The organism is Arthrobacter sp. StoSoilB19 (assembly GCF_019977275.1).
GTDB lineage: Bacteria > Actinomycetota > Actinomycetes > Actinomycetales > Micrococcaceae > Arthrobacter.
In genome coordinates, this window is the sequence record NZ_AP024650.1 from 840,315 (window position 1) to 865,899 (window position 25,585).

At 67.3% G+C, this 25,585-nt stretch carries 24 protein-coding genes, 1 tRNA gene and 2 riboswitches; of the genes, 16 read left to right on the plus strand and 9 right to left on the minus strand.

The annotated features are described in order from the left end of the window. Window positions 1-2 precede the first annotated feature (2 nt). Window positions 3-2,477: a helicase-associated domain-containing protein gene (locus tag LDO86_RS03960; protein WP_134165645.1), complete on the minus strand. Its 2,475-nt coding sequence runs from the start codon at window positions 2,475-2,477 to the stop codon at window positions 3-5. Between the two features lie 10 nt (window positions 2,478-2,487). Beyond that, entirely contained in the window at window positions 2,488-2,721 is a 234-nt protein-coding gene (locus LDO86_RS03965) for a hypothetical protein (protein ID WP_223993879.1), read from the minus strand. Between the two features lie 226 nt (window positions 2,722-2,947). Here LDO86_RS03965 and LDO86_RS03970 point away from each other — a divergent pair, with 226 nt between their 5' ends. After that, window positions 2,948-3,331 (plus strand): cold shock domain-containing protein, encoded by a 384-nt coding sequence (locus tag LDO86_RS03970; RefSeq protein ID WP_018762148.1) that lies wholly within the window; start codon window positions 2,948-2,950, stop codon window positions 3,329-3,331. 7 nt (window positions 3,332-3,338) lie between these two features. Beyond that, window positions 3,339-3,902 (plus strand): DUF3027 domain-containing protein, encoded by a 564-nt coding sequence (locus LDO86_RS03975; RefSeq protein ID WP_224084288.1) that lies wholly within the window; start codon window positions 3,339-3,341, stop codon window positions 3,900-3,902. Between the two features lie 97 nt (window positions 3,903-3,999). Here the strand turns inward: LDO86_RS03975 and serC are convergent, their stop codons facing one another. Continuing rightward, a complete protein-coding gene (serC, locus tag LDO86_RS03980; protein ID WP_056389141.1) occupies window positions 4,000-5,130 on the minus strand; it encodes a phosphoserine transaminase in 1,131 nt (376 codons plus the stop codon). Window positions 5,131-5,423: 293 nt separating this feature from the next. On the opposite strand from serC, the gene LDO86_RS03985 reads away from it, so the two are divergent. The 10 genes from LDO86_RS03985 to LDO86_RS04030 all read left to right on the plus strand — a co-directional run bounded on the left by LDO86_RS03985 (window position 5,424) and on the right by LDO86_RS04030 (window position 16,720). Beyond that, window positions 5,424-6,125 carry a metal-dependent transcriptional regulator gene (locus LDO86_RS03985; RefSeq protein ID WP_018769550.1) on the plus strand — a complete coding sequence of 234 codons (702 nt, stop codon included), beginning with the start codon at window positions 5,424-5,426 and terminating at the stop codon, window positions 6,123-6,125. 107 nt (window positions 6,126-6,232) lie between these two features. Continuing rightward, a riboswitch (cyclic di-AMP (ydaO/yuaA leader) is annotated at window positions 6,233-6,477 on the plus strand. 10 nt (window positions 6,478-6,487) lie between these two features. Continuing rightward, a complete protein-coding gene (locus LDO86_RS03990) occupies window positions 6,488-7,309 on the plus strand; it encodes a M23 family metallopeptidase (protein ID WP_224084466.1) in 822 nt (273 codons plus the stop codon). A 112-nt stretch (window positions 7,310-7,421) separates the two neighbouring features. Further along, window positions 7,422-7,617: riboswitch (cyclic di-AMP (ydaO/yuaA leader) on the plus strand. Window positions 7,618-7,621: 4 nt separating this feature from the next. Continuing rightward, window positions 7,622-8,365: an NlpC/P60 family protein gene (locus tag LDO86_RS03995; protein WP_321165527.1), complete on the plus strand. Its 744-nt coding sequence runs from the start codon at window positions 7,622-7,624 to the stop codon at window positions 8,363-8,365. 163 nt (window positions 8,366-8,528) lie between these two features. Continuing rightward, window positions 8,529-9,296, plus strand: coding sequence for an NlpC/P60 family protein (locus tag LDO86_RS04000; RefSeq protein WP_018769553.1), 768 nt, complete (start codon window positions 8,529-8,531; stop codon window positions 9,294-9,296). Between the two features lie 268 nt (window positions 9,297-9,564). Beyond that, window positions 9,565-10,065 (plus strand): HNH endonuclease, encoded by a 501-nt coding sequence (locus LDO86_RS04005; protein WP_018769554.1) that lies wholly within the window; start codon window positions 9,565-9,567, stop codon window positions 10,063-10,065. Between the two features lie 95 nt (window positions 10,066-10,160). Continuing rightward, entirely contained in the window at window positions 10,161-10,835 is a 675-nt protein-coding gene (locus tag LDO86_RS04010; RefSeq protein WP_018769555.1) for an NTP transferase domain-containing protein, read from the plus strand. Continuing rightward, the gene (locus tag LDO86_RS04015) at window positions 10,832-11,128 is read left to right on the plus strand and encodes a DUF6457 domain-containing protein (RefSeq protein ID WP_018769556.1); all 297 of its coding nucleotides are present in this window, start codon (window positions 10,832-10,834) and stop codon (window positions 11,126-11,128) included. Before LDO86_RS04010 ends, LDO86_RS04015 begins: the two co-directional genes overlap by 4 nt. Next, window positions 11,125-12,633, plus strand: coding sequence for a molybdopterin molybdotransferase MoeA (locus tag LDO86_RS04020; protein WP_018769557.1), 1,509 nt, complete (start codon window positions 11,125-11,127; stop codon window positions 12,631-12,633). Before LDO86_RS04015 ends, LDO86_RS04020 begins: the two co-directional genes overlap by 4 nt. A gap of 50 nt (window positions 12,634-12,683) precedes the next feature. Then, window positions 12,684-13,562, plus strand: a complete 879-nt coding sequence (gene fdhD, locus LDO86_RS04025; RefSeq protein WP_018769558.1) for a formate dehydrogenase accessory sulfurtransferase FdhD — start codon at window positions 12,684-12,686, stop codon at window positions 13,560-13,562. 125 nt (window positions 13,563-13,687) lie between these two features. After that, window positions 13,688-16,720 carry a glycoside hydrolase family 38 C-terminal domain-containing protein gene (locus tag LDO86_RS04030; RefSeq protein ID WP_018769559.1) on the plus strand — a complete coding sequence of 1,011 codons (3,033 nt, stop codon included), beginning with the start codon at window positions 13,688-13,690 and terminating at the stop codon, window positions 16,718-16,720. 212 nt (window positions 16,721-16,932) lie between these two features. On the opposite strand, the gene LDO86_RS04035 is transcribed toward LDO86_RS04030, so the two are convergent. Continuing rightward, a complete protein-coding gene (locus tag LDO86_RS04035; RefSeq protein WP_018769560.1) occupies window positions 16,933-17,670 on the minus strand; it encodes a hypothetical protein in 738 nt (245 codons plus the stop codon). Continuing rightward, window positions 17,667-18,398: a hypothetical protein gene (locus LDO86_RS04040; protein ID WP_018769561.1), complete on the minus strand. Its 732-nt coding sequence runs from the start codon at window positions 18,396-18,398 to the stop codon at window positions 17,667-17,669. The genes LDO86_RS04035 and LDO86_RS04040 overlap by 4 nt, the downstream gene beginning before the upstream one ends. Before the next feature lie 250 nt (window positions 18,399-18,648). Between LDO86_RS04040 and LDO86_RS04045 the strand changes: the two genes are divergently transcribed. Both LDO86_RS04045 and LDO86_RS04050 read left to right on the plus strand, forming a co-directional pair. Then, window positions 18,649-20,316: an ABC-F family ATP-binding cassette domain-containing protein gene (locus LDO86_RS04045; protein ID WP_224084289.1), complete on the plus strand. Its 1,668-nt coding sequence runs from the start codon at window positions 18,649-18,651 to the stop codon at window positions 20,314-20,316. After that, window positions 20,313-22,226 carry an ABC transporter ATP-binding protein gene (locus LDO86_RS04050; RefSeq protein WP_018769563.1) on the plus strand — a complete coding sequence of 638 codons (1,914 nt, stop codon included), beginning with the start codon at window positions 20,313-20,315 and terminating at the stop codon, window positions 22,224-22,226. The genes LDO86_RS04045 and LDO86_RS04050 overlap by 4 nt, the downstream gene beginning before the upstream one ends. Before the next feature lie 10 nt (window positions 22,227-22,236). Here LDO86_RS04050 and LDO86_RS04055 read toward each other — a convergent pair whose 3' ends face one another. The 3 genes from LDO86_RS04055 to LDO86_RS04065 form a co-directional block, all read right to left on the minus strand. Beyond that, window positions 22,237-22,674, minus strand: coding sequence for an NUDIX domain-containing protein (locus LDO86_RS04055; protein ID WP_018769564.1), 438 nt, complete (start codon window positions 22,672-22,674; stop codon window positions 22,237-22,239). Further along, on the minus strand, window positions 22,671-23,165 hold the full coding sequence (locus LDO86_RS04060; RefSeq protein ID WP_018769565.1) for a DUF6314 family protein: 495 nt from the start codon (window positions 23,163-23,165) through the stop codon (window positions 22,671-22,673). The genes LDO86_RS04055 and LDO86_RS04060 overlap by 4 nt, the downstream gene beginning before the upstream one ends. 1 nt (window position 23,166) lies before the next feature. Beyond that, window positions 23,167-23,239, minus strand: a tRNA-Arg gene (locus LDO86_RS04065). Between the two features lie 83 nt (window positions 23,240-23,322). Here LDO86_RS04065 and LDO86_RS04070 point away from each other — a divergent pair. Continuing rightward, entirely contained in the window at window positions 23,323-24,096 is a 774-nt protein-coding gene (locus tag LDO86_RS04070) for a DUF998 domain-containing protein (RefSeq protein ID WP_018769566.1), read from the plus strand. On the opposite strand, the gene LDO86_RS04075 is transcribed toward LDO86_RS04070, so the two are convergent. Beyond that, window positions 24,093-24,719 (minus strand): hypothetical protein, encoded by a 627-nt coding sequence (locus LDO86_RS04075; RefSeq protein ID WP_018769567.1) that lies wholly within the window; start codon window positions 24,717-24,719, stop codon window positions 24,093-24,095. The genes LDO86_RS04070 and LDO86_RS04075 overlap by 4 nt on opposite strands. A 32-nt stretch (window positions 24,720-24,751) precedes the next feature. Between LDO86_RS04075 and LDO86_RS04080 the strand changes: the two genes are divergently transcribed. Beyond that, window positions 24,752-25,582 (plus strand): inositol monophosphatase family protein, encoded by an 831-nt coding sequence (locus tag LDO86_RS04080; protein WP_018769568.1) that lies wholly within the window; start codon window positions 24,752-24,754, stop codon window positions 25,580-25,582. Window positions 25,583-25,585: the final 3 nt, after the last annotated feature.

A 25,585-nucleotide genomic window follows, 5' to 3' on the forward strand; every position in this document is an offset into this window, starting at 1 on the left:
CTTTACTGGCGCAGTTCCTCTGCGGCCTCAATGTCGATGATGCGATGGACGGACAGGACCCGCTCGGTGTCCTTGGCAGGATCGAACACGCGGACCCGGCCCCCGCTCACAGAAAGCGGAACAACAATTTCCAGGCTTGCATTCCCCAGATTGTCCACCACGTTCATGTGGATCCGCTGCTTCAGCCGGATGGCCCGTTGCAGTGCCTCAAGCCCCAGCTGGGTTGCTGCCTCGCCGCCGGCGGCGGTACCGGGGTGGTGTCCGACGGCGGGGCCCGGCCGCCGCAGGACGTCCAGCTGGGCGTCAACCTCCTCCGCCGCGGGCGCCATCCGCGGGGCGGTATAGACGGGACGCAGGCTTTCCTGCGGTACGGAAGACCGGCGGACGTGGGCGGCGGGTTCGACGCCGTCCACAGAAGGGGACAGGCCCAGGCTCCGAAGTGCGGCGGCGAGTTCGCGGGGCGGTGCCGACGACGTGAGGACCGTGGGGGAAAGGCGGGCCAGGCCGAGCTGCGCCGCTTTGGGCCCCGCCAGCAACTCGCGGAGTGCGGCTTCATCATCGCTCTGGACAAAGCTTGCGGCCTGGCCCACCCGGAGCTGGCCGTGCCGGGAGGCCGTGTCCTCCACCAGGTACTCCAGCGGCTGGGGGACAGCGGTGGCGGAGTGTTCCCGGAGAAACGCCAGCAGGCCTGCGGCGTCGTAGCCCTCATCGAGTGCCCGTTTGATGGACGTCGCCGAGAAGCGGTAGATGGTGGCCGGGCCCTGCCCCTCGGCGTCCGCCATGACCAGGAGCTTTTCGGTCAGGGCGGGAGCGAGGTAGCCGGGGGCAACGGCGGTCAGGTCTGCCTGCAACAGCACATGGTTCAGGGCTGCCGGCAGGTGCTCGCCAAGGATGGCAAGGGCAGCATCGGGCTGGTCTTCGGCGAACGCGCTCCCGAGTTGGCTCAGCGCACCTGAGCCCACCAGGCCCAGCATCTCCGCCTCGGCGAGGACTCCCCGGATGAGGGAACTGAACCGCCGGGCCATCCGCGGCTGGGACCATTCCGCACGCTGCAGGACCGCGGCGGCATCCAGCACGGGCACGGTGCCGTCCGGTCCTGCAGCTTCGAGCGTGAGTTCGTGCAGGATCTCCAGGATGCGCTTGCGGACCACCGGGGCGTCAGGCCGCTGCGCACCGGCGGACAACGCCGGGATGGTGGCTCCTGACGGTCCCCGGGATGGTGCTGCCGCTGCCGTGTTCATGGGCTGGCCCACCATAGATGGCACGCGCTCGCTGGCCAGCCAGGCGTTGACCAGCCACAGCCATTGTTCCTGCCTCGGCAGCACCAGCCATTCCAGCTGCGGCGGCTGCACCCATGAGGACGAGTCGACGTCGAGGCGGATCAGGCCTGCCAGGCCGCACAGCTCCAGCAGCCGGCCCGTCACGCCCTGGTCGACGCGCAGCTGGTCGGACAGGCGGCGCATCTCGCGTATCCCCACGCCTCCGCTGCGCAGCGTGGCCAGCGGGTTCTCCCTGACGGCATGCAGCAGTTCGGAGACCAGCCGCAGGGTTTCAGAGATGGCGCTGAGCGCTGCATTCCTGCGCAGCGCCGCGGTGGTCCGGCCAAGCTCCGGGACCGGCGGGGACAGGGTGAAGTCGTCGATGATCGCCCCGCCGCGCAGGGCCAGCCCCACGCTGTGCGGCAACTCCACATGGGCGGCATCCAGCGGAACCAGCAGCCCGCGCGCAAGGAGCCAGTCCACGGGCCCGACGTCGGCACCCTCCGTGGTGACCGACGCTTTCCGTTGCGCCTGGGGGACGGCACCCATGGCCCAGTTGCGGAACCTGGCGAGCAACGCCGTCGTCCGTTCCGGGGCGTTGGCGAGGATGTCCCGCAGTGCCTCGGGGGAGGAGGTCCAATGCTGGAGCGCCAGCGCCGCCTCCATGGGCGTGCTGGCATCGTGGATCGCGAATCCGCCGCGGTGCAGTTCGGAGACCAGCTGGACCACCCGCTGGGCGAAGGCCGGCTGCAGGCGGACCAGCTCCGTGTAGCTGCGGCCCAGCCCGGCGGGATAGATTCCCACCACATCCTTGAGGGAGCCGACAGGGAGGTAGTAGTGGTGCCCGGCAGCCTGGGCGTGGGCGCCATGCGGGGGGACCGCAGGATGCGCCAAAGCGAGTTCCTGCAGGGTGTCCATGATCTGTTCGATGACGGCCAGGGATGAACCCCGGATCAACTGGTGCAGGCCCTCCGCCGAGGCGCTGTGCCCGGTGTCCGTGTTGGTGCACAGATGGAGGGTCTCAAGCACCTGCATCTGCGGCCGGGTGAGGCGCTCCAGCGCACGCTGGACGCTGACCCGTGAACTGGCACGCGCCGCCAGCGCGGCGAAGTCCGGAACAGAGGGGGAAATGAGGTCCGGCCGCGCGGCGAACAACGCGCGCAACGAGTCGTCGCTGCGCGCCTCCAGGTCCTTGCCGAGCGCTCGAATGAGGGACATCAGTCCAACGTTACCGCGGCTCCCGCTTCCCCGCCCGCCGCCTGGCGGCAACGCCGTCCAGGACCACCAGGAGCATCAGGACGAAGGCCGCCGGCAGGCCGTAAAGGGCCGAGTAGGTGACCCAGGCGGGGGCGACCGTGTTGGCGAAGGCAAGCGCCATCACAGTTCCCACAGCAATGAGGGACAGCACGGCTATAACAGCGGCGAGGACCATCAGCGGCCGCCGGTAACGCAAGGGAGTCATGGACGTAACGCTACAGCGGCAGCAGCGCCGCAAGTGAAAGGACCGGGAGCTTGCGCCCGGGGCGGAACGGTGCGGCCGGAAGCGTGATTAGGGCACGCGGCAGGATAACCTTGAAGGATACAGACCAACACGGTTTGCGCTGGCCATACCTTGAACCCGCACAACAATGCGGACGCGGTGGCAGCCGGCCGTGTCTCATGACAGCAGAACGAAGAAGGTTGATTACGTGCCTACCGGCAAGGTCAAGTGGTATGACAAGGACAAGGGCTTTGGGTTCCTCGCGGGCGAAGACGGCCAGGAGGTCTTCCTGCCCAAGTCGTCGCTGCCCGAGGGCGTGACGGAATTGAAAGCGGGCACCCGGGTGGAGTTCGGGGTTGCGGACGGCCGCAAGGGCGCCCAGGCCCTGGGCTTGCGGGTGCTGGACAAGACCCCGTCCATCGCCAAGGCCAAGCGCCCCAGCGCGAAGGACCTCGCCCCGCTGGTTCAGGACTTGGTGACCGTCCTGGACAACCTGTCCGGAACCTTGTCCAAGGGCAAGTACCCGGACGGCAACAAGGGCAAGGCCATTGCTGCCGCCCTGCGTAAGGTTGCCGACGAGCTGGACGTTTAGGCTGCCCATGGACCCCCAACCTGATCAGCCGGGCACGCCAGTGCAGGAGCAGGCTGCCAAGACCCAGCCCAAGCGCAAGGCAGGCGTGCCCGTGTGGCGCACGGGCAAGCCCGATGCTTTCCTGGCCGCGGCGGTGGACACCGCCCGGGCTGCAGTGGAGGGCATCACCCCGGCCGGCACCATCGGGCCGCACCTGGCAGCCAAGAGCGAGGGCGACCGGCTGGTCACGCACCTGTTCGAATCCCGGCTGCCCGGCTATGTGGGCTGGCAGTGGTATGCGGTACTGACCCGTAACTCGCGCTCCAAGGTGGTCACGGTCAACGAGTTGGGCCTGCTGCCGTCCGGGGACTCCGTCCTGGCCCCGGAGTGGGTGCCGTGGGCCGAACGCGTCCGTCCCGAGGACGAACAGCAGCAGGAACCGGAGCAGCAGGAGCCGGAACAGCAGGAACCGGAACAGCAGGAGCCCGGGCAGGGGACCCCGGATGGGCTTCGGGCAGCGGAGCGGGAACCCGGGGATGAAGGGCCGGCCGACGACGGCGCGGAGCCTGACGCCGAAACAAGGACTTCCTGACCACAAACAAACGGCGCCGTCCGGGGGAAACCCGGGCGGCGCCGTCGTGCTTTAACTGTGGTTACTTGCGCAGCTCGGGTTACTTGCGCAGCTCGGGTTACTTGCGCAGCTCGCCCACCACGTAGTCGATGCTGGCCAGCAGGGCGGAGACGTCGCTGGGCTCGATGGCCACGAAGGTGGCGATGCGCAGCTGGTTGCGGCCCAGCTTCCGGTAAGGCTCGGTGTCCACGATGCCGTTGGCGCGCAGGACCTTGGCCACGGTGGCGGCATCAATCGATTCGTCGAAGTCGATCGTGGCGATCACGTTGGAGCGTTCCTCGGGCTTGGCCACGAACGGAGTGGCGAAGCCGGACGCTTCCGCCCAGCTGTAGATGCGGCCGGCTGAATCGGCCGTCCGTGCAGCCGCGAAGTCCAGGCCGCCGTTGGAGTTCAGCCACTGGACCTGGGCATTCAGCGTCACCAGCGTGGACAGCGACGGGGTGTTGTAGGTCTGGTTCAGGCGGGAGTTATCGATGGCGGTCTGCAGGTCCAGGAAATCCGGGATCCAGCGGCCGCTGGCCTTGATGCGCGCGGCGCGTTCCAGCGCTGCGGGGGAGAACAGGCCAAGCCAGAGGCCGCCGTCGGAGGCAAAGTTCTTCTGCGGGGCGAAGTAGTAGACATCGCTCTCGGCAACGTCCACGTCCAATCCGCCGGCCGCTGATGTGGCGTCCACGAGGACCAGTGATCCCTCGTCGGCTCCGGCTACCCGCTTGACGGGGGCGGCGACGCCGGTGGAGGTCTCGTTCTGCGGCCAGGCGTAGACGTCCACGCCGGCCTCGGCCTTGGCTGCGGGCCGGGTGCCGGGCTCGGACTTGATGATGGAGGAGGCTTCCAGGAAGGGCGCCTTGTTGGTGGCGGCGGCGAACTTGGACCCGAACTCACCGAAGGACAGGTGCTGGGCCTTCTTCTCCACGAGGCCGAAGCTCGCGATGTCCCAGAAAGCCGTGGAGCCGCCGACGCCGAGGACCACCTCGTAGCCCTCCGGGGCGCGGAAGAACTGGCTCAGCCCTTCACGGACCGCTCCGACCAGGTTCTTGACCGGGGCCTGCCGGTGCGATGTGCCAAGGATCGTCTTGGAAGCTGCTGCCAGCGCGTCGATCTGCTCCTGCCGGACCTTTGACGGGCCGGCTCCGAACCGCCCGTCCTGGGGCAGGAGGTCGGCGGGGATCGTGATGCTGGTGTCGCTCACAGGTGCTCCAATTCGGCGGGGACAAAAGTTTGGTCCGGAAGGGCGGGCGGTCGGTGGTCGGCAGCGCCGGTGGCTGCGCTGCGGGCCATTCCCATTCTGCCTGAACCGCCGCCGGGGGCGGGAGCCAGGCCCGTCATAGTCCGGACAGTGAGACGTGCCGTCCCCGCGCAGCCCCTCGGGGCGCGGCTATTCGGACAAAGTCAAAATAGGCTAAGCTTTCCCCCGGACTACTTTGCGCGAAGAGGCGATACGGTGGGACAACGCAAGGTACTGCGCTCGAGGAGCTGAGCTGGATGACGGATCTGATCGACACTACGGAGATGTACCTCAGGACCATTCTGGAGCTTGAGGAAGAAAACATCGTTGCCCTTCGGGCCCGTATCGCCGAGCGTCTGCGCCACTCCGGTCCCACCGTTTCCCAGACCATCGGCCGCATGGAGCGGGACGGGCTGGTGGTCGTGTCCGGCGACCGGCACCTGGAACTCACGGACACGGGCCGCAAGCGCGCCACGGAGGTCATGCGGAAGCACCGGCTGGCCGAACGCCTGCTGGCAGACGTCATTGGCCTGGACTGGGCCTACGTCCACGACGAAGCCTGCCGCTGGGAACATGTCATGAGCGAGCGCGTTGAGCGCCGCATCTACGAGATGCTGGACCACCCCACCGAGTCGCCGTACGGCAACCCCATCCCTGGCCTTGCGGCGCTGGGCGGCCAGGCGGGGCCCGGCTTTGCCGACGGCGCCATCAGCCTGGTGGAAGCGATGAAGAATTACGGGCCCGCCTCCGGAGTGACCATCAGCCGCCTGGCGGAGCCGATCCAGGTGGAACCGGAGCTGCTGGCGCAGCTGGACGAGGGCGGTATCCGGCCGGGTGCCGCCGTGGCGCTGGAACGCGTGGGCGAATACATCTCCGTGCGGGTCCCCGGAATCGAAGGCGCATTGGAGCTGCCGCCCGAGGTTGCCGCCCACGTCTTCGTGGCCATCAGCCAGCCCTGATCGGGGCCCCCATACCCCACAGAGGGGCGACCACGCAAAGGTAACGGAATTGTTACCTAGGGTCTTAAGCCTCTATAGTGGAACCAAGCGTTGATACATAAGCGTTACCTGATCCGGAGCCGAGCTCTGCCAGCGGGTCAGGTGCACGAGTCGTTACTGGCAGAGGCGGGGGAACCACAAGCGGCAGCGGGGGACTGCCTTGGGGTGAAGTCCGTCAGCAGCAAGCCTCTCCAGTGAAGGATTCTTCCGGGAATACCCCCTGTGCAGAAGCTTGCCTAAGGCGGACCGGGTCTTTGATCTCTCTGACCCGAATCCGACAGCTAACTCCGCAGGCTTCTTCCAGAGAGGAACCCTTCTTGACCATGCAGACCTCCCGGGGCCGCCGCCGCGCGGCCGGCCCCCCTTCGGCACCCCGGGTTGCCGAAGTTGTCGCAGCGGAGCGCCCCCGCGACCTGCATCGTGACGCGCGCCGCCGCCGGGGTCCCTTCCGGCAGATGACGGAGTTTGCCGCGGCCAGCGGTATTGGCCAAAAAGCCGGCATTGCCCTTGCCGCCACAGGCCTGGTGCTGACGGTCACGGTGCCCGCCACGAGTCCCGTCATGGCCACGGATGCCGCCGGCAGTGCCCCCTTGGCCGCGTCCGCCGTCAGCCCCCAGCCCCAGATCTCGGCCGATGTCGGAGCACAGATCGACTTCAGCCGGTCGGCCGTGGTGACCCAGGCCGACCCGGACGGGAAGCTGAAGCAACTCCTGAGCGCCCAGTCCGCCGGCTCCGTCACGCGTGCCGCTTCGGCCGGCACCCTGGCTGCACCCCTCGCCTCCCTCACCACCGCTTCCCCCTTCGGCTACCGGGTCAGTCCCATCACCGGAGGCTCCGGAGACTTCCACCGGGGCCAGGACTTCGTGGCGCAGTGCGGGACCTCGGTCCTGGCCGCCGCGACAGGTACCGTGACCTTTGCCGGCTGGCACCAGTTCGGTGGCGGAAACCGCGTGGTCATTGACCACGGCAACGGGCTGGAGACCACCTACAACCATCTCTCGTCCTTCAACGTCAAGGTGGGCCAGACCGTCTCCCGCGGGGACGTGGTGGCACTGAGCGGTACCACGGGCGCATCCACCGGCTGCCACCTCCACTTCGAGGTGCAGGTCAATGGCGAAGTTGTCGATCCCATGGGCTGGCTGTAACCAAATGGTTGCCCGCTCTCACATGTCCGCGACGCGCCGTGACCTGAATGTGACATTGAAGCAAAACTGCTGTACCGTCTAACTCGCGTCAACTTTTCCGAAGTTGACGCTCTTGAGTGGATTGCCTAACTCTGCCACCGCTCAAGGTCCGTTCGCATTTCATCGTCTGGCAGGGGCGGGGGAACCAATTTTGGCCTTCATGTTCAGAAGGCCTTGGGGTTAAGTCACAAGCTTCCCAGGAAGCAGCGTGGCCGGGTGACTCCCATCCGAATCCGACAGCTCACCTCGCAGGCATTGGGAGAGGCTACCTTCGTGTCTTCACGCCATCATTCTGCGCGCCACCGTGCGCAAACGGTTCGCACCAACCCCCTGGACGCCATGTCCAAGGCCGTCAGTGCAAATGCCGGGACCGTAGGCCGCCAGGCTGCCGTTGTGGCAGCGGCTTCCGGCCTCATCCTGAGCATGGGCCTGCCCGCCACGGCAGCTGACACGACGGCCGGTGTCTCTGCCTCCACCGAGTCCGGCTCGTCCCAGGCAGCCCTCGCTGTCACGGCCGCACCCACGGCCACGGTGTCCTTCGAGCGTCCGGTCGTCAAGACCACCGCTGCTCCGAAGGTGGAAGCGGTGCGTACCCAGTCCACGGCATCGGCGAACCGCGCCACCACTACAGGCCAGGAGGCGTCTCCGGCCGCCAAGACGGCGGAGACCGTATCCGCTGCGGCAACCTCGGGCATCGCTGCCATCGCCTACACCGGCATCGGCCACTCCTACGTGTGGGGCGGCACCAGCCCGGTCACCGGCTGGGACTGCTCCGGGTTCGTGCAGTGGGTTTACGCCCAGGCCGGAATCAGCATCCCCCGCACCAATGCGTGGAGCATCATGACTCCCACCTCCACCCCGCAGCCGGGTGACCTGGTTGTCCAGAACGGTGGCGCGCACGTCGGCATCTACGTCGGCAACGGCATGATGATCAGCGCACTCAACCCCTCCCAGGGCACGCTGCTCCACTCGCCTGCAGCCACTGGCACCTCCTCGTACTACCACTACGGCAACTAGTTCTTGGGCTTAACGCTCCAAGGGCTATTTCTTTGCCCAAGGCTTTTTCGCTAGAAACCACATCCCCGTTCGGGACGCGCCGACGTACCCCCAAGATGCCGGCGCGTCCAACAACCTTCGCCTGCCTACAAGCGGTTTGAGGGAAAAACGAAAGAGAGAACTGATGACGACTCGTGCCACCGCACGGCATCGCGCCGAGGTCACCAAAACCAACTCGATCGCTGTTATTGCAAAGGCCGTCAGCGACAACGCAGGCGGCATGGGCCGCCAGGCTGCGGTTATCGCTGCCGCTTCCGGCCTGGTCCTGACCAGCGGCATCGCGGCCAACGCTGCCGACGCCAACGTCAAGCGTGATTCCGCTCCGGCGTCCGCACTGGAAGTTGAATCCGCAATCGACGCCCCGATTTCCGCGGCTTCCACCATCGCCATCAGCTACGAGAAGCCCGCTGTCACCACCACGCCGGCTCCCGTCGCCGAGCCTGAGCCCCAGGTCGAGGTGCAGGAAGCTGCTCCTGCCGCCGAGCCCGTTGCGGCTCCCAAGGTCACCGCCAAGGTTGCCACCGCTGCTGCTCCGGCCGCTCCCGCTGCCCAGGCTTCCGCCAGCGGCAAGGGCGCTGCAATCCTCTCGGCCGCCTACGCCCAGCTCGGCGTTATGCAGGACTGCACCATGCTGGTCACCAACTCGCTGGCCGCCGTCGGCATCCACTTCCATGACTGGCCCGCCGGCTACCTGTCCCTGGGCCGCACCGTGAGTGCAGCCGAAGCGCAGCCGGGCGACCTGATCTACTACGCTGACGGCGGCGCGGGCATGGCCCACATTGCTGTCTACGCCGGAAACGGCATGGCAGTCCACGGCGGCTACAACGGAAACCAGACTGTGGTCTTCAGCGCAAACGTGGGTTCCGGCCCCGTGTTCATCCGCGTCAACTAAGCATCCCAAGGCAGGCCTGAACGGCCGCAGGCCTGGCAATGCCCCCAAGGACCCCCGCCATCCCGGTGGGGGTCCTTCGCGCTTAATCGGCCCGCGCCGCCCGCGGCCGACCCTCCCGCGGTGTCCAGCCGTTGTCCTGCTCCAGAGTGGCGATTACCCGATTCTGCACTTCTTTGTTTACTCTTGTGATGTCGATCCATAGCCCGGACATGCCGAGGGCAGCCGGCCCTCGTGCCCCTGACGGGTGCGGCCGTGAAGAGGTAAGTGCATGCGCACTCTCGTTCTGAATGCTGGATATGAACCGCTGGCGGTTATTACTTTCCGCCGGGCGCTGGTGCTTGTGCTCACGGGCAAGGCAAGTGTGGTTGCCGAAGGTGACGACCCCGTGGTGGGCCCTACTGACATTCTGGGCCGCCCGTCCGTGATCCTCCTCAACCGCTACATCCGGCCCCGGTACAACCACTCCACGGCCGTCAGCCGCAGGGGCGTACTCCGGCGCGACGGGCATAAATGCGCCTACTGCGGGAAAGCGGCGCACACCATTGACCATGTTCACCCCAAGTCCCGGGGCGGGGCCGATTCGTGGGAGAACCTGGTGGCCGCCTGCCTGCGCTGCAACAACGTCAAGGGCGACCACACTCCAGCCGAGATGGGATGGACCCTGCGGTTCGTGCCCGAACCGCCGCACGGAACCATCTGGCAGATCAAGGAACTGGAGAAGCCCACGCCGGCCTGGGACCCCTTCCTGCTTCCGGAACGCGCTGCCTGACACCCCGCGCTGCCTGAGTTGCCGTGATGCTCCGGTGCGCCGGACGTTCTGACCCGCAGTGCGGCCCCTACGCTGCCGGTCGCTAGGCTGGGGGAGTGGAAGTGAACGGGCTTGCCTTTGATGCCGTGATCCTGGCCGGGGGGAGGTCATCGCGGCTGGGCGGCGTACCCAAGCAGTCGCTCGTCTTCCAAGGCCAATCCCTCCTCGAACGCGCTGTCGCTGCCGCCGCGGGGGCCCGGCATGTGGCAGTTGTGGGCGAGATGGCTTCCCTGCCAATCTGGCCTCCCAACCTGCTGAGCTGCAGGGAGCAGCCGCACTTCGCGGGCCCGGCGGCAGCCATAGCGGCCGGGCTGGATGCGCTGGCGGACATCGGCGAGGGTGCGCCCTACCTCCTGGTGCTGGCCTGCGACATGCCGCTGGCATCCCAAGCGGTGGCAGCGCTTCAGGAAGCTTTGCAGATGTCCACGGCGGCGGACCCGGCAAATGTCATGGCTGCCGAAGGCGGCCGCCCACAGCCACTGGTGGGTTTTTACCGCACGCCTGAGTTAACAAAGGCGTGCAGGGACCTCGCTGCCCGCGGGGCGCTGGTCAACGGCTCTGTCAGGTCGCTCCTTGCTAATCTGGACGTGCAGCTTGTCACAGTCCCTGCCGGGTCCACCTCCGACGTGGATACCTGGGATGACGCTGCCGCGCTGGGGATTGCCGCCGGGAACCAGAGCGAACGCCAGGACCGGCAGACGGGCGGAGCAAACGTGGGAGGCAATTCGTGAAGAGCCAGGACGAAACACTGGAAGAGTGGTGCAGGGCACTTCTCCAGGCGTACAAGCTTGAGGACGTCCAGGTGGACGTCAACGCGGTGCTGGCGCTTGCGGGCGTCGCCGCCCATGCTGTGGTCCGGCCAGCCGCTCCGCTCACCACTTTCATCGCCGGGTTCGCTGCGGGCCTGGCTTCGGCTCCCGGCAGGGAGATGGACGCTGAATCAATGGATGCGGCCCTGGCCGTTGCCCGCACCCTGGCAAAGGACTACGAGGCCGAGGCTGCCGCCGGGACTCCCGGCGAATGACCGCGGAACCCCAAAGCGATCCGGAAGCGCCACCTGGCAGCGAAGCGGAAGGGCCAGCCGGCATAGCTGGACCCGGACCCACTGAACCCGGACCCACTGGACCCGGACCCACTGAACCCGGAACCACTGACTCCGGCGCAGTCCAAGCCGGGACGGCGGAAGCAGGGCATGCGGGCCAGCACCATGCTGCCCACACGTGGGAAGAGGCCCGGCAGGCGGCGTTCGACGCCGCAACCCCCATTCCTCCCGGGCCAGTGGCACTGCGTATCGCGTTGGGCCGCAAACTGGACCAGGACATCGTGGCCCTCCAGGACATGCCCCACTATGCGTCCTCGGCCATGGACGGCTGGGTAGTCAACGGAAGCGGCCCCTGGATCCCGGTGGAACCCGGCACCCGGCTGGCACCGCACCAGGCCAGCCCCATCGCCACCGGCGGCCTGATCCCTGCAGGCGGCAAGGCAGTGCTTCGCACCGAGAGCGCAGTCCTTGGCCAGGACGATGAAGGACTCCCACTCCTGATGACCGGAGGCAAGGCCCGCCCGGGCGAGCCCCGCGCGGGAGAGCACATCAGGAAAGCCGGGGAGGAAGCCCTGGAAGGGGACATCCTGGTCAAGGCGGGGGTGGAGCTCAATCCCGCCCACCTGGCACTTGCCGCGCTGGCAGGCTACGACGATGTGCAGGTCCAGGGAAAGCCCGTGGTGCGCCTGGTCCTGACCGGGTCCGAAGTGGTGGAACACGGCACGCCGGCCCCGGGCCAGGTGCGCGACACCTTCGGCCCGCAGCTGCCGGATGTCGTCGCCATGCTGGGCGGCATACCCGTCGGGCAGCAGCGGATCGGCGACTCCTATGACGAATGGCTTGCGGCGCTCGAGGACGTGCTGCCGGAGGTGCCGGACGCGCCGGACCTGCCGGCCGACGTCGTCATTACTACCGGTGGCACCGGGCGCTCGGGAACGGACCACCTCCGCAGGGCAGTGGCCGAACTCGGCGGCCGGCTCATCATCGATGGCGTGGCCATGCGGCCCGGCCACCCCGCCGTGCTCGCCGAACTGCCCGACGGACGCTTCGTTTTGGGGCTTCCCGGCAACCCGCTCGCGGCCATGATGGCCCTTTCCACTGTGGGGGCCCCGCTGCTGGCCGCACTGGGGCACCGTCCCATGCCGGCGGTGGAGGAGGTGCCGTGCGGGACCATGATCGAGCCGGACCCCGGGCGTACCCGGCTGATGCCGTTCCGGCTGCTGTACGGCATGGCGTCCCCGGCGCAGCATACGGGGCCAGGGATGATGCGCGGGCTCGCCGCCGCGGACGGTGTGCTGGTAGTGCCACCGCACGGCGTGCAGCTCGGCGAGCCGGTGCCCGCGTTGGCCCTGCCATGGGGGCCGCCAATACCTCCTACCCAGGACGGCCCGGCCAAAGCCAAACCAAGAAGCGCCGCACGGACAGGCCAGCCCAAGGGTAAGCCGGCACCCAGCGGACCCGTGGACTGGAGCGCCCTCCTGGGCTGAGGCGGCCCCTGTTGGTGCCATGATGGAGTAATGAACAAGCAGGGTGGAACATGGGACGCGTAACCCAGCGCCGCAAGGTGCACAAGTATGTCCTGGACGGTTCGCCGGGAGCCCTGGAGTACCCGGTCCGCCACCGCGAAGACGTCCTCGCCGTCGAGGAACCGCTGGAGATCCGGCTGGGAAAGCTTTCCTATTCGGTCACCATGCGAACCCCGGGGGACGACTTTGACCTGGTGGCTGGATTCCTGGTGTCCGAGGGGGTCATATGGGCCCCCGAACAGCTGGTTTCGCTGCGATTCTGTGCCGGCGAGGACGAGAACGGTGTCCAGACATTCAACGTGGTGGAGGCCCAGCTGCGGCCGGATGTGCCAGTTCCCGACACCGGCCGCAACGTCTACACGTCCAGCTCCTGCGGCATCTGTGGAACGGACTCCATCGAAGCTGTCCAAAAGTCCTCCCACTTCAGCCCCCGGACGGACCCGTTGACTGTGGACGCGGAAGTCCTGGCCGCCCTGCCGGGGATGTTGCGGAAGTCCCAGCGTGTCTTCGAGGACACCGGCGGCGTGCACGCGGCAGGCCTGTTCAGGATCGATGACGACGGCGAGCCGCAGCTCATGTGCCTGCGCGAGGACGTGGGACGCCACAATGCCGTGGACAAAGTGGTGGGCTGGGCACTGCGCGAGGGCCTCCTGCCTCTTACCGGAACCGTCCTCCAGGTATCTGGCAGGGCGTCCTTCGAGCTGGTCCAGAAAGCATCCCTTGCGGGCATTCCCGTCCTGGCTGCCGTGAGTGCCCCTTCCAGTCTTGCCGTGGAACTGGCCGAGGCGAACGGCTTGACGCTGGCGGGTTTCAGCCGGCACACCAGCTTTAACGTCTACGCCGGGGACTCGCGGATCCTGCGCCCTGCACCAGCCGTGCCCAGTGGCTAGGAGGGCCAATGCACGGCTGGGACGTGGCTGCCCGGGCAAGGGGGTTGGTTGCAATGCTGCCGGAGGGTAGATTTGTCCATCGAATGGACGCGATGATCCAGCCCCGAGCCTAAAGAGGACTTATTTTGCATGACGACCGCAGGATCACGGAAGTCCGCCTGGCCAGGTTTGTGCGCGAGCGCATCGCCCCTGCCGTCTACAGCCGGACGGTCCCGCTTGCCCTGAGCAGTTGGGACGCCCCCGGTGAACCGGTCCCCGCGCTCGAAGCGATGCGGCAGGAGTTCCAGCCGCAGGAGCACGGCGCCGCCTGGGGCCGGCCGTGGGGGACCACCTGGCTCCGGCTGCAAGGGGAGGTGCCGGAATCCTGGGGCGGCGGCCCGGAAACCACCGTGGAGGTGGTGGTGGATCTTGGGTTCACCACCGAAGCGCCCGGGTTTCAGTGCGAGGGCATCGCCTGGCGGCCTGACGGGACCATCATCAAGGCCATCTCACCCCGCAACCAGTACATTCCCCTGAAGCTGCTGGGCGGCGGCATGGCCGTGGACTTCTACGTGGAGGCGGCCGCGAACCCGGACATGGCGCAAGGCTGGACCTTTGCCGCCACCCCGCTGGGAGACAAGGCGACCGCCGGGGGAGCACCCCAGTACCGGCTGGGCAACATCGCCATCGCTGAACTCAACCAGTGCGTGTGGGAACTCCAGCAGGACGTGTGGACGCTGGCCGGCCTCATGGAACAACTCCCCCTGGAGCTTCCCCGCCGCCATGAGATCCTCCGGGCCTTCGAACGCATGATGGATGTGATGGACCCTGACGATGTTGCCGGGACCGCGCCGGCAGGACGGCAGGAGCTCGCCGAAGTCCTTGCCCGCCCCGCCTACGCTTCCGCGCATCAACTGGTTGCTACGGGCCATGCCCACATCGACTCGGCCTGGCTCTGGCCGGTCCGTGAAACCATCCGCAAATGCGCCCGGACGTTCTCCAACGTGGTGGCACTGATGGATGAAGACCCGACTTTCGTCTTCTCCTGTTCGTCCGCGCAGCAGCTGGCATGGATCAAGGAGCTGTACCCGGAGCTGTACAGCCGGATCCGGGAAAAGGTCCGGGCAGGCCAGTTCGTGCCCGTCGGCGGCATGTGGGTGGAATCGGATACCAACATGCCCGGCGGCGAAGCCATGGCGCGGCAGTTCGTGGAGGGCAAGGGCTTCTTCCTGGCGGAGTTCGGCATTGAGTGCAGGGAGGCGTGGCTCCCGGACTCGTTTGGATACAGTGCCGCCCTGCCCCAGATCGTGAAAGCCGCGGGCAGCCGCTGGTTCCTTACCCAAAAGATCTCCTGGAACCAGACAAACAGGATGCCGCACCACACCTTTAATTGGGAGGGAATCGACGGCACCCGGCTGTTCACCCACTTTCCGCCGGTGGACAGCTACAACTCGGACCTCAGCGGCAGGGACCTTGCCCACGCCGAGCGCAACTACCGGGACCACGGCCGCGGGACGGTGTCGTTGGTGCCCTTCGGCTATGGCGACGGCGGCGGCGGACCCACCCGCGAAATGCTTGCGGCGGCTGCCCGCACCGCGAATCTGGAGGGATCGCCCAGGGTCAGGATCGGCTCTGCGGAGAGTTTCTTCCTGCAGGCCGAGGAAGACTACCCGGCACTGCCTGTCTGGGTGGGCGAAATGTACCTGGAGTTGCACCGCGGCACGTACACCAGCCAGGCGCGGACCAAGAAGGGCAACCGGCGCAGCGAGCACCTGCTGCGTGAAGCGGAACTGTGGTGTTCCACGGCTGCAGTCCGGTCGGCCGGCGCATACGACTATCCGGATGCCGAGCTCAAGCGGCTCTGGCAACTGGTACTGCTGCAGCAGTTCCACGACATCCTTCCCGGCAGCTCCATTGCCTGGGTCCACCAGGACGCCGAGCGTAACTACCAGGCCATCGAAAAGGCGCTTGAAGCAATCATCGGCCAGGCAGCTGCCGCCATGCTGGGCTCCGGGGACCGGCAGTTCCTGCTTAACGCTGCGCCGCACGCAAGGAATGGAGTGCCCGCCCTTGCGGCAGCGGAACCAACGCCGCTCCCTGGGCCGGTGCTCGCCACGCCACACCACGGCGGCTACATCCTGGACAACGGGATTATCCGGGTCGAGGTGGACGCCGATGGACTCCTCGCGTCCCTGCGTGACTACGCCACCGGACGAGAGGCCATCGCCCCTGGCCAGCGCGGCAACCTGCTGGAACTGCACCGCGACACCCCCAACGAATGGGACGCCTGGGACATCGACGAGTTCTACCGCCGCAATGTCACTCCGCTGGTCCACGCGGAGTCGGTCCGGCTGGCCAATGAAGACGGCAGCGCCGTGGTGGTGGTGGAACGGATGGCAGGGAGCTCGCCGCTGACCCAGCGCATCACATTGGCCCCCGGCAGCCCGTCACTGGAAATCACCACGGCCGTGGACTGGCAGGAGCGCGAAAAGCTGCTGAAACTCGGCTTTGCCCTCGACGTGCGGGCAGACCGGTCAGCTGCCGAAACACAGTTCGGCCACGTCTTCAGGCCCACCCACACCAACACCTCCTGGGAAGCCGCGAAGTTCGAAATCTGTGCCCACCGGTGGATCCACGTGGGGGAGCCCGGCTACGGGGTCGCGGTGGCCAACTCCTCCACATACGGCCACGACGTGGGCAGAAGCATCAGGGAATCCGACGGCGGAACCACCACTACGGTGCGCCTGTCCCTGCTGCGGGCTCCTAAGTTCCCCGACCCCGACGCCGACCGCGGACACCAGGAGTTGACGGTGACCATCCGCCCAGGTGCTGACATTGCGGCCGCCGTCCAGGAAGGGTACCGCACCAACCTGGCGCCCCGGCTGGTCAGCGGCGGCACCGCGGTGGAGCCGCTCTTCTCCGTCAGCAATCCGGCCCTGGTCATTGAAGCGGTGAAGCTGGCCCAGGACGGATCGGGCGATGTGGTGGTCCGGCTCTATGAGTCGTTGGGGCAGCGGTCCGTGGGAACTCTCACAGCCAACTTCCCTGTCAATGGCGTGGTGTCGACGGATCTCCTGGAGCGTGCCGCCGAGGCGCCCGGAATTGTTCCGGCAGATACCGGTGCCGAGCTCGCGCTCCGGCCGTTCCAGTTGGTGACATTGAGGTTTGCCAGGAAATAGGATCAGTGTCCCTTGGGGGCCATGGTCCTTAAATAGGCTGAGTGGGGGCGGTCCCCAACGATCCGCCACCACTCATCCCCCCAATGCGTGCAAAGGCCCCCGGGGCGGCCGGCGCTTTGGAATTTATCCCCGTTCGAAAACGCTTGGCAGCCCCGCCTTCACACATTCATGATTGTTTCACATTCTAATGTTTTTGTGAAAGCGCACGAAGGTTACATTTCGGTAGATGTCCTCCGGCGTGCCTCAGTCCGCCGGTTAACCACCCTTGAGGCCCAGATCAGGGCCAGCCCGACGACGAAGCACAGCACGGCCGTGTAGTTGATGATGAATTCTATCTGGCCGAGGCTGGGCGGGATAAGAGGGAAGAGCAGCGTAAGGGCCACCGCCACTCCGCCCAGGGCCAGTAACGCAGCGGCGATGCGTACCAGGACCGGCAGCCGTTCCCGCACTGCCCGCACCATGGCCGGCACGAGGACCAGGGCGACGAAGGCGGGATAGGCGCGTCCAGCCGCACCGTAGTACTCAACCAGCGCGAAATGACGCGCATCCTTACCCGAGATGGCGCTTAGTCCTGCCGATGACCCGGCGGTGTCCATGGAGAAGAACAGTGAAATCACGACAGCCGAGACAGCGAGCAGGACAATGATGCCGGCCCTTCCGGTTATGAGACGGTAGGCACTGCCGGCACCGAAGCCCCTGGAAACGCGGATACCCATGAAGAAGATGGCGCCGAAAATGACGAAGCGCAGCAACAGGTTGGCCAGGTTGATCCCGCCCAGCGCCTGGTCGATGACGATGTACGGCCCCTGGATGCTCAACAGGATGGCCAGGGTCATCAAGGCAAAGATGCCGAAAAGGGAGCGGTTTTCTCCTCTGAGTGTGCTGGGGACGCGGGCCACCGCAATAAGGGCGCAAATGGCCAGCGTGCTCCATTGAAGGGTTTCGATCATCCCAGGTTCTCCCAAATTTTTTCTGTCTGCGCTTGGTCCTGCTCCTGGCGGCGCAGTACTTTGCCCATTGCCTGAAGCCGGTCTCCAGCAAGGGCTGTGAGTTCTCCGTCGGTGAGGCTGTCCAGCGCCGCCTGCCGGGCACCGGGAGGCCAGCCGGCCTCCTCCTCCGTAATGATTCCCGTGGCCACCAGTCCGCCGGCGGGTCCCACTCCGGCCGCCAATGCCGTCGCCAAGGCGAGCTCCGGGGACAGCCGGTTGGCGGTCAACTGGGCGGAATAGTTTTGCGGCGCCACTCCCGTGGAGGCGGACACGCGGTGCCGGACCTCGCCGTCGTCTATGGCATCGACCCAGTTCTTCACGGAGGTGGCGTGCGGGGCAGGAGTGAGGGCGGGAGCGGCTGCTCCCCGGGCCGCATCCATTGCGGGGCGGGCCAGGAGCGCCCGCAGGAGGTCCGGCGTGGAAATCTGGCTGACCAGCTCGCTGCGGGTGGGTGGACGCGGCGGGCTTCCCAGGGCGCTGTAGGCGTCAAACCCAGACAGTGCGTCGACGGGGTTGATGTTGTACGCGCGGCTGATGCTGACCACCGTGCTCACGGAGACTTTGCCCCGGACCAGCTGCTGGGCCAGCGTGGTCCGCTTGATTCCGGAGACCCTGCAGACGTCTGCAGTGCTGGCATCTGGCGCGATGCCTTGCAGCCAGCGCTGGAACGCCTTGGCAGGAAGGGTCATGGAGTGCTCTCTGCAGAACGGGTGGTGAGGACGATTTTACCGTGCCGTCCCCGCCCCGGCCGTGCCGCCGATTTTGCCCATGGTCCACCTTCGCCTATAGTTGATGGTCGAGCCCGCTGGTCCGTACACCCCCCAAGTCCGGACCAGCGGGTTCTTCTATGTCCTGCAGCCCCAGCGGCGCCGCGGCCCGGTTTTCGCCGCCTCTGCCGGCCGTCGGCGGCTGTCCGGGCAGCGGCGAAAGGACGATTCGATGACTGCAACCCTTGTTGCGAAGGACATCTCCGGTGGCCACGGCCACCGGGTGCTCTTTTCCGGGCTCTCGCTGACGGTTGCCCCCGGCGACGTGGTGGGCGTGGTGGGTGCCAACGGTGCCGGTAAATCGACGCTGCTGCGCCTCCTGGCCGGTGTCGACCAGCCCCAGCAGGGCTCGGTCAACCTTGCGCCGTCCGATGCCTTCGTTGGATGGCTCCCACAGGAGCACGAGCGCATTGCCGGCGAAACAGTGGCGGCCTACATTGCCCGCCGCACCGGCTGCGCGGAGGCGACCGCCGACATGGAGTCCACCGCGGAAGCACTCGGTTCCGGCGCTCCGGGGGCGGATGACGCCTACGCCCGTGCCTTTGACCGCTGGATGGCCTCCGGCGCCGCTGACCTGGAAGACCGTGTCCCGGCGGTGCTGGCAGACCTCGGGCTGGACGCCGGCGCCGATGCGCTGATGACGGGTCTTTCGGGCGGCCAGGCCGCCCGGGTGGCCCTGGCGGCCCTCCTGCTGAGCCGCTTCGATGTGGTGCTCCTGGACGAGCCCACCAACGACCTCGACCTCGCGGGGCTGGCCACCTTGGAGAACTTCGTAATGGGGCTGCGCGGCGGCGTGGTGCTGGTCAGCCATGACCGCGAATTCCTGGCGCGCTGTGTGACCCGCGTCGTCGAACTTGACCTGGCACAGAACAGTGTGGCTGTCTACGATGGCGGCTACGACGCCTTCCTCGAGGAACGCGCTGTGATGCGGCGGCACGCCCGCGAGAAGTACGAGGAGTTTGCCGCCACCAAGGCAGACCTGGTCTCGCGGGCACGGACGCAGCGGGAGTGGAGTTCGCAGGGCGTTCGCAATGCCATGAAGAAGAACCCCGACAACGACAAGATCCGGCGCGCCGCCAGTACCGAATCCTCCGAAAAGCAGGCCCAGAAGGTCCGGCAGATGGAATCCCGGATCGCCCGTCTGGACGCGGTGGAGGAGCCCCGGAAGGAATGGCAGCTCCAGTTCAGCATCGGCCAGGCACCGCGCTCCAGCGCCGTCGTCGCCACCTTGCGCAAGGCCGTGGCACGCCAGGGCGACTTCACGCTGGGACCGGTCAGCCTCCAGCTCAACGGCGGCGAGCGCGTGGGCATCACCGGCCCCAACGGCGCCGGCAAATCCACCCTCCTGCGCCTGCTGCTGGGCACCCAGGCGCCGGACGACGGCGATGCCTCCATGGGTGCCTCCGTCGCCGTCGGCGAAATAGACCAGGCCCGCGGGCTGCTGGACGGCGCCCTGCCGCTGGGCGACGCTGTCGAAGCGGTGCTGGCGGACTGGAACAGTGCCGACGTTCGCACGCTCCTGGCCAAGTTCGGCCTCAAGGCGGACCACACGTCGAGGACCGTGGATTCCCTGTCACCGGGTGAGCGGACGCGGGCGGCCCTGGCGCTGCTCCAGGCCCGCGGCGTGAACCTGCTGGTGCTGGACGAACCCACCAACCACCTCGACCTGCCGGCCATTGAACAGCTGGAAGAGGCACTTGAAAGCTACGACGGAGCGCTGCTGCTGGTCACCCACGACCGCCGGCTGCTGGAAAACGTTCGACTCGACTACCGGTGGCACCTGGAAAACGGCACGGTCCAGGAACTCCACCACACTGCAACCCAGGAGAAACAGCCATGAGCATGGACCGCGTAGCCTGGAGTTCGCTCTACAACATCAGCACCGCAAAGAGCGCTTCGAAGCCATTTTCCAAAGAGACCCTGAAGCGGGTGCTGGCCTTTGCCGCCCCCCACAAGGGCAAGCTCATCGCCTTTGTGCTCTCCTCCATTGCGGCTGCCTTCCTGGCCGTCGCCACCCCGGTGCTTGCCGGCAAGGTGGTTGACGCCATCATCGCCAAGACCGGCGTTGACACGGTCATCTGGCTGGCAGTGCTGATCGCCATCGTGGCCGTCGGTGAGGCCGGGGTGGGGCTCTTGACCCGCTGGCTGTCCTCGACCATCGGCGAAGGCGTCATCGTGGACCTGCGCACGCGGGTGTTCGACCACGTGCAGCGGATGCCCATTGCCTTCTTCACGCGGACCCGCACGGGCGCGCTGGTCAGCCGCCTCAACAACGATGTCATCGGCGCCCAGTCCGCCTTCGCCGGAACCCTTTCCGGGGTGGTGAGCAACTCGGTGGCGCTGGCCCTGACGCTGGCCGTGATGCTCAATACGTCGTGGCTGGTGACCGTCCTCGCCATGGTGCTGCTGCCGATCTTCCTGATTCCGGCCCGGCGCATGGGCTCCAAGCTGGCTGACCTGCGCCGGGAAGCTGCCGCGCACAACGCCGCCATGGGCACCCAAATGACCGAGCGGTTCTCGGCGCCGGGCGCAACCCTGGTCAAGTTGTTCGGACGGCCTGACGAGGAATCCCGCGAATTCGCTGCCCGCGCTGGCCGCGTCCGGGACATCGGCGTCCGCATGGCGATGCTGCAGTTCACCTTCGTCACGGCCCTGACCCTGGTGTCCGCGCTTGCACTGGCACTGGTGTACGGCCTGGGCGGCTGGCTTGCCCTGGGCGGCCAGCTGGCACCCGGGGATGTGGTGGTGCTGGCACTGCTGCTGACCCGGCTCTACGCTCCGCTCACGGCCCTGTCCAACGCCCGGGTGGAAGTCATGAGCGCCCTGGTCAGCTTTGAACGCGTCTTCGAGATCCTGGACCTGCAGCCGCTGATCCAGCAGAAGCCGGACGCGAAGCCCGTTCCTGCCGGCCCCGTGTCCGTCGAATTCGACAACGTCCGCTTCGCCTACCCGTCCGCGGATAAGGTCTCGCTGGCCTCGCTGGAGGAAGTCTCCACCCTGGACACCCGCGGCGGCGAGGAAGTGCTGCACGGCGTGAGCTTCCGGGTGGAACCGGGCCAGACGGTGGCGCTGGTGGGTTCCTCCGGCGCCGGCAAGTCCACCATCGCCCAGCTGCTGTCGCGGTTGTACGACGTCGACTCCGGCGCAGTGCGTCTCGGCGGCACTGCGCGGGGCACGGGGCTGGACGTGCGGGACGCCACCTTCGATTCGCTGCGGGACACCCTGGGCATGGTGACCCAGGACGGCCACCTGTTCCATGAAACCATCGCGTCCAACCTTCGGCTGGCCAAGCCCGACGCAACCGAAGAGGACATGTGGGACGTGCTGCGGCAGGCGCGGCTGGAGACGATGATCAGGTCCCTGCCGGACGGGCTGGAAACGGTGGTGGGGGAGCGCGGCTACCGGCTTTCCGGCGGCGAACGCCAGCGGCTGACCATTGCCCGGCTCCTGATCGCGCAGCCCCGCGTCGTCATCCTCGACGAGGCCACCGCTGCCCTGGACTCCACGAATGAAGCCGCCGTGCAGGCAGCCCTGGGCGCCGCACTCGAGGGGCGGACCGCCGTCGTGATTGCCCACCGGCTGTCCACCGTCCGCGCGGCCGACGCCATCCTGGTGGTCGAGGGCGGTCAAATTGTGGAACGCGGAACCCACACGGAGCTCCTGGCCGCCGGCGGCCGCTACGCCGAGCTCTACCGGACGCAGTTCGCGGAGGCCACCGCCGTGGCCCAGGAGTCCGTCCCCGAGTTCTAGGGTTGATCAGCTAAGCCTGCGCGGCTCCCGGGACTGCCCGGGCGGCCAGCAGGGGCAGGATGTGGTCCGTCAGCAGTGGCGCCAGGTCCCGGGCCTGTCCGGCGCCGGAAGCCAGGACGTCCAGGTCCAGCCAGCGGATCTCGGCAATCTCAGCTGAAGGGTGTGCTGACCAGGTGCCCGGAGCGGTATAGACGGTGGCTTCAATGTCAGTGGCGGCCTCGTTGGCTGCGTCGGCGATCCACACGCCCATCAACACCAGTTCGCGCGGGTCGATGGTGATGCCCACTTCTTCCTCAAGCTCCCGGGCTGCGGCCTGCACAGCTGTCTCGCCCGGTTCCGGCTTGCCGCCCGGGTGCATGAACATGGTGGTGCCGCGCTTCCGCACGGTCAGCAGGCGGCCGGTGTGGTCGAACACGCAGACGGCGGAAACCACGATGCGGTGTTTCATGCCGGTGCCTGCGTCCGCACCAGGTGTGAAGTCAGCAGCAGGTCCTTGCGCGGACCGGTGACATCCCAGCTGTAGCTGAAGTGGTCAGGGCCCTCCAAGGTGTAGGTCACCCGGTAGGTGTCGGGATCACACCAGTGGCTGTCCAGGTTGGCTTCCGGCGTGAAGCTCATCCGGTGGAAGGGGCGGCCATCGGGGAAGAAGAAGTCCAGCGCGTCAGGGCGCCCGGTGGTCCGCAGCAGGTACTCGCGTGAGGCGGGGCCGGAAAAAGCAGGCCAGCGCATGGTGCCTTCCTCGCGAAGGGCCAGGCCGCCGTCGTCCGTGGGGATGAAAAGGACGACGCCGGAAAAGGTTCCGCGGGTGCCCTCCGACCTGTCCAGCAGGTCGCGCTCCACCAGCCAGCGGCCCGGGTGGGTGTCGTGGCTTGCGGCGCCGGCCGGCTGGTTGCCCAGGAGGTAGGCGCGGAGGCTGGGCTCCGGGACACGGGAGTTCAAGTGCCCTCGATTGGAATCGAACCAACGACACCGGCTTTAGGAGAGCCGTGCTCTATCCACTGAGCTACGAGGGCGGGCATCCGGTGGTTCGGCGGGGCCGGTCCGTCCGGACACGGTTACAAGCATACAAGGTGCCGGGCCGTACTACGCTCATGGCATGAGTCCAGCCCCCACTGCCGCTCCCGCCGCCGCCTTCATTCCGAACGTTGCGTCCACCCGGCAGTACATCGGGGCCTGGGCAATCCTGAGCGTGCTGCAGTATTTCGCCGCGGAGGCAGCCGTGGCCATGGCGTGGGCCGGACCCCGTCCCTACGACCTGCGGACCGGGTATATCAGTGACCTCGGTGCCCTCCACTGCGGGACGTTCTCAGGCCGGGACGTCTGCTCACCCCTGAACTGGCTGATGAATGCCTCGTTCGTGGTCCAGGGCCTTGGCCTGCTGGTGGGGGCGGTGATGCTGACGTCCGGGCTGCTGCGCGTGGCCGCCCGCCCCGGGACCCGGGTCGGCTGGGGCCGCAGGGGGCCCTGGCTCGCGGCCGCCGCGGTCCGGCTGCTCACCGGAGCCGCCGGGGCAGGGACGGTGGTTGTGGGACTGGTCCCGGAGGACGCCGGCTCACCCTGGCATTATTCCGGCGCTGTCACGTACTTCGTGACGGGTGGTGCGGCTCTCCTGGTCCTGGGACTCCTGTGGCTCCGGAAGACCGGGATGGCGTGGTTCCTGGTGGCCTGCGGCGGCGTGTCACTGGCCGCGGTGGCAACCGGCGGGCTTACCCGCATGATGGTTCCCGAGCCCGGGACGCTGGAGCGGCTCATGGGGTACCCCGTGACAGTGGGCATGGCCGCCGCCGGGCTGGTCATTGCACAGCGGGTGCACCGGCACCGGAAGGAACAGCGGGCGGCCGCTGCGGCGGCCCGGGTAACTGCCGGCTAGGTCTCGTTCCGTTTCCGGCTGTTCAGGAATACAGCTGCGGCCCCGGCCAGGAGGCTCAGGACCAAAAGCACCCACCCCGCCGCCGTGAGGCCGGACGCCAGGGCAACCTGGCCGGTGTCGGGACCTTCCGAGGCCATCATGGCGTCAATAACTACGTTCCCCCACAACCGGACCACAACGAACAGCATGGGCAAGGCCCACAACGCCCAGCGCAGCCCCTTCCGTGCCACATTGGTCCCAATGAGCAGCAGCCACGTGAAGCCGAAGATCAGCGGGAAGAGGGTCCCCGCGGTCTTGTGGACGTAGTTCAGCTGGCCCAGGGCATCGCCGTCCATCGCTGCCTGCAGGCGGCCGATGTAGCCGGGATCGAACCCGCCCACCAGCGAATCGGGCATGGCAAGGCCCTTGGTGAGCTGGGTGAGCTGGTCCAGGGTCAGAAGGTGCAGGTACCAGAACAGGAACAGGCTTGCCACCACGCCGGCAACCACAATCAGGTTGCTGTTGCCCTGAGCCTTCTGCGGCGTCCGCGCCGTGGTGGGGTTCACCACAGGTGGAAGGTGGTGCTGCGGCACAACCGCTTTGTCGCCGTGCTTCTTGATCCTCTGGGCAGGGGTTTTGGCCATGGCACCATTATCCCGCCCCATAAACTGAAGCCATGACCACTGGCCGACACAGCGCAGCTGTTCTTGATCCCGCACTGGACGACTACGAACTGGCGGCCGCGCTGGTCCGCGAAGCCGGGCAACTGGCGCTCCTCATGCGCATGGCCGGCCTGCAGTCGGAACAGAAGACCTCCGTCTCGGACGTGGTGACGGCGGCGGACCACGCCGCCGAGGCCTACGTGCTGGAGCAGCTCCAGCGTTGCCGGCCGGATGACGGCATCCTGGGTGAGGAAGGCGCCTCCGTCCAGGGAACCAGCGGCCGTACCTGGGTGATCGACCCCGTGGACGGCACCTACAACTTCCTGCACGGATCCACCTACTGGTGTTCCGCCATTGCCCTGAAGGACCGCGATGATGTGCTGCTGGGCGCCGTCTTCCAGCCGGAGGAGGACAAACTGTGGCTCGGCGGCCGTGACCGGCCCGCCACCCTGAACGGTGGCCTCCTCACCGGTTTCAGCGACGACGGCGGCAAACGCAACGCCACCAGCGTCGCCGAGCTTGGGGCCGCCACCTACATCCACCCCACCTGGCTGATGGATCCCATGTGCGCCATGCCCTGGCACGCGGCCGCCACCTCCGCCGCGTCCCTCCGCATGCTGGGATCCGGGTCCTGCGACCTGGGCCGTGTCGCAGACGGGCAGCTGGGGTGCTGGTTCCAGCACAGCTGCCCGGAATGGGACTGGCTGCCGGGCAAGGCGATCGTCCGGGCGGCGGGGGGCGCCGTGGACACAGTCCGCGTCAACGGGCTGGAGTGGTTCCTCGCAGGAGGAACGACGGCGGTTCAGGAGTTGCGTGCAGCCCTTCAGTCAGGCTCGGCGGCCTGAGGC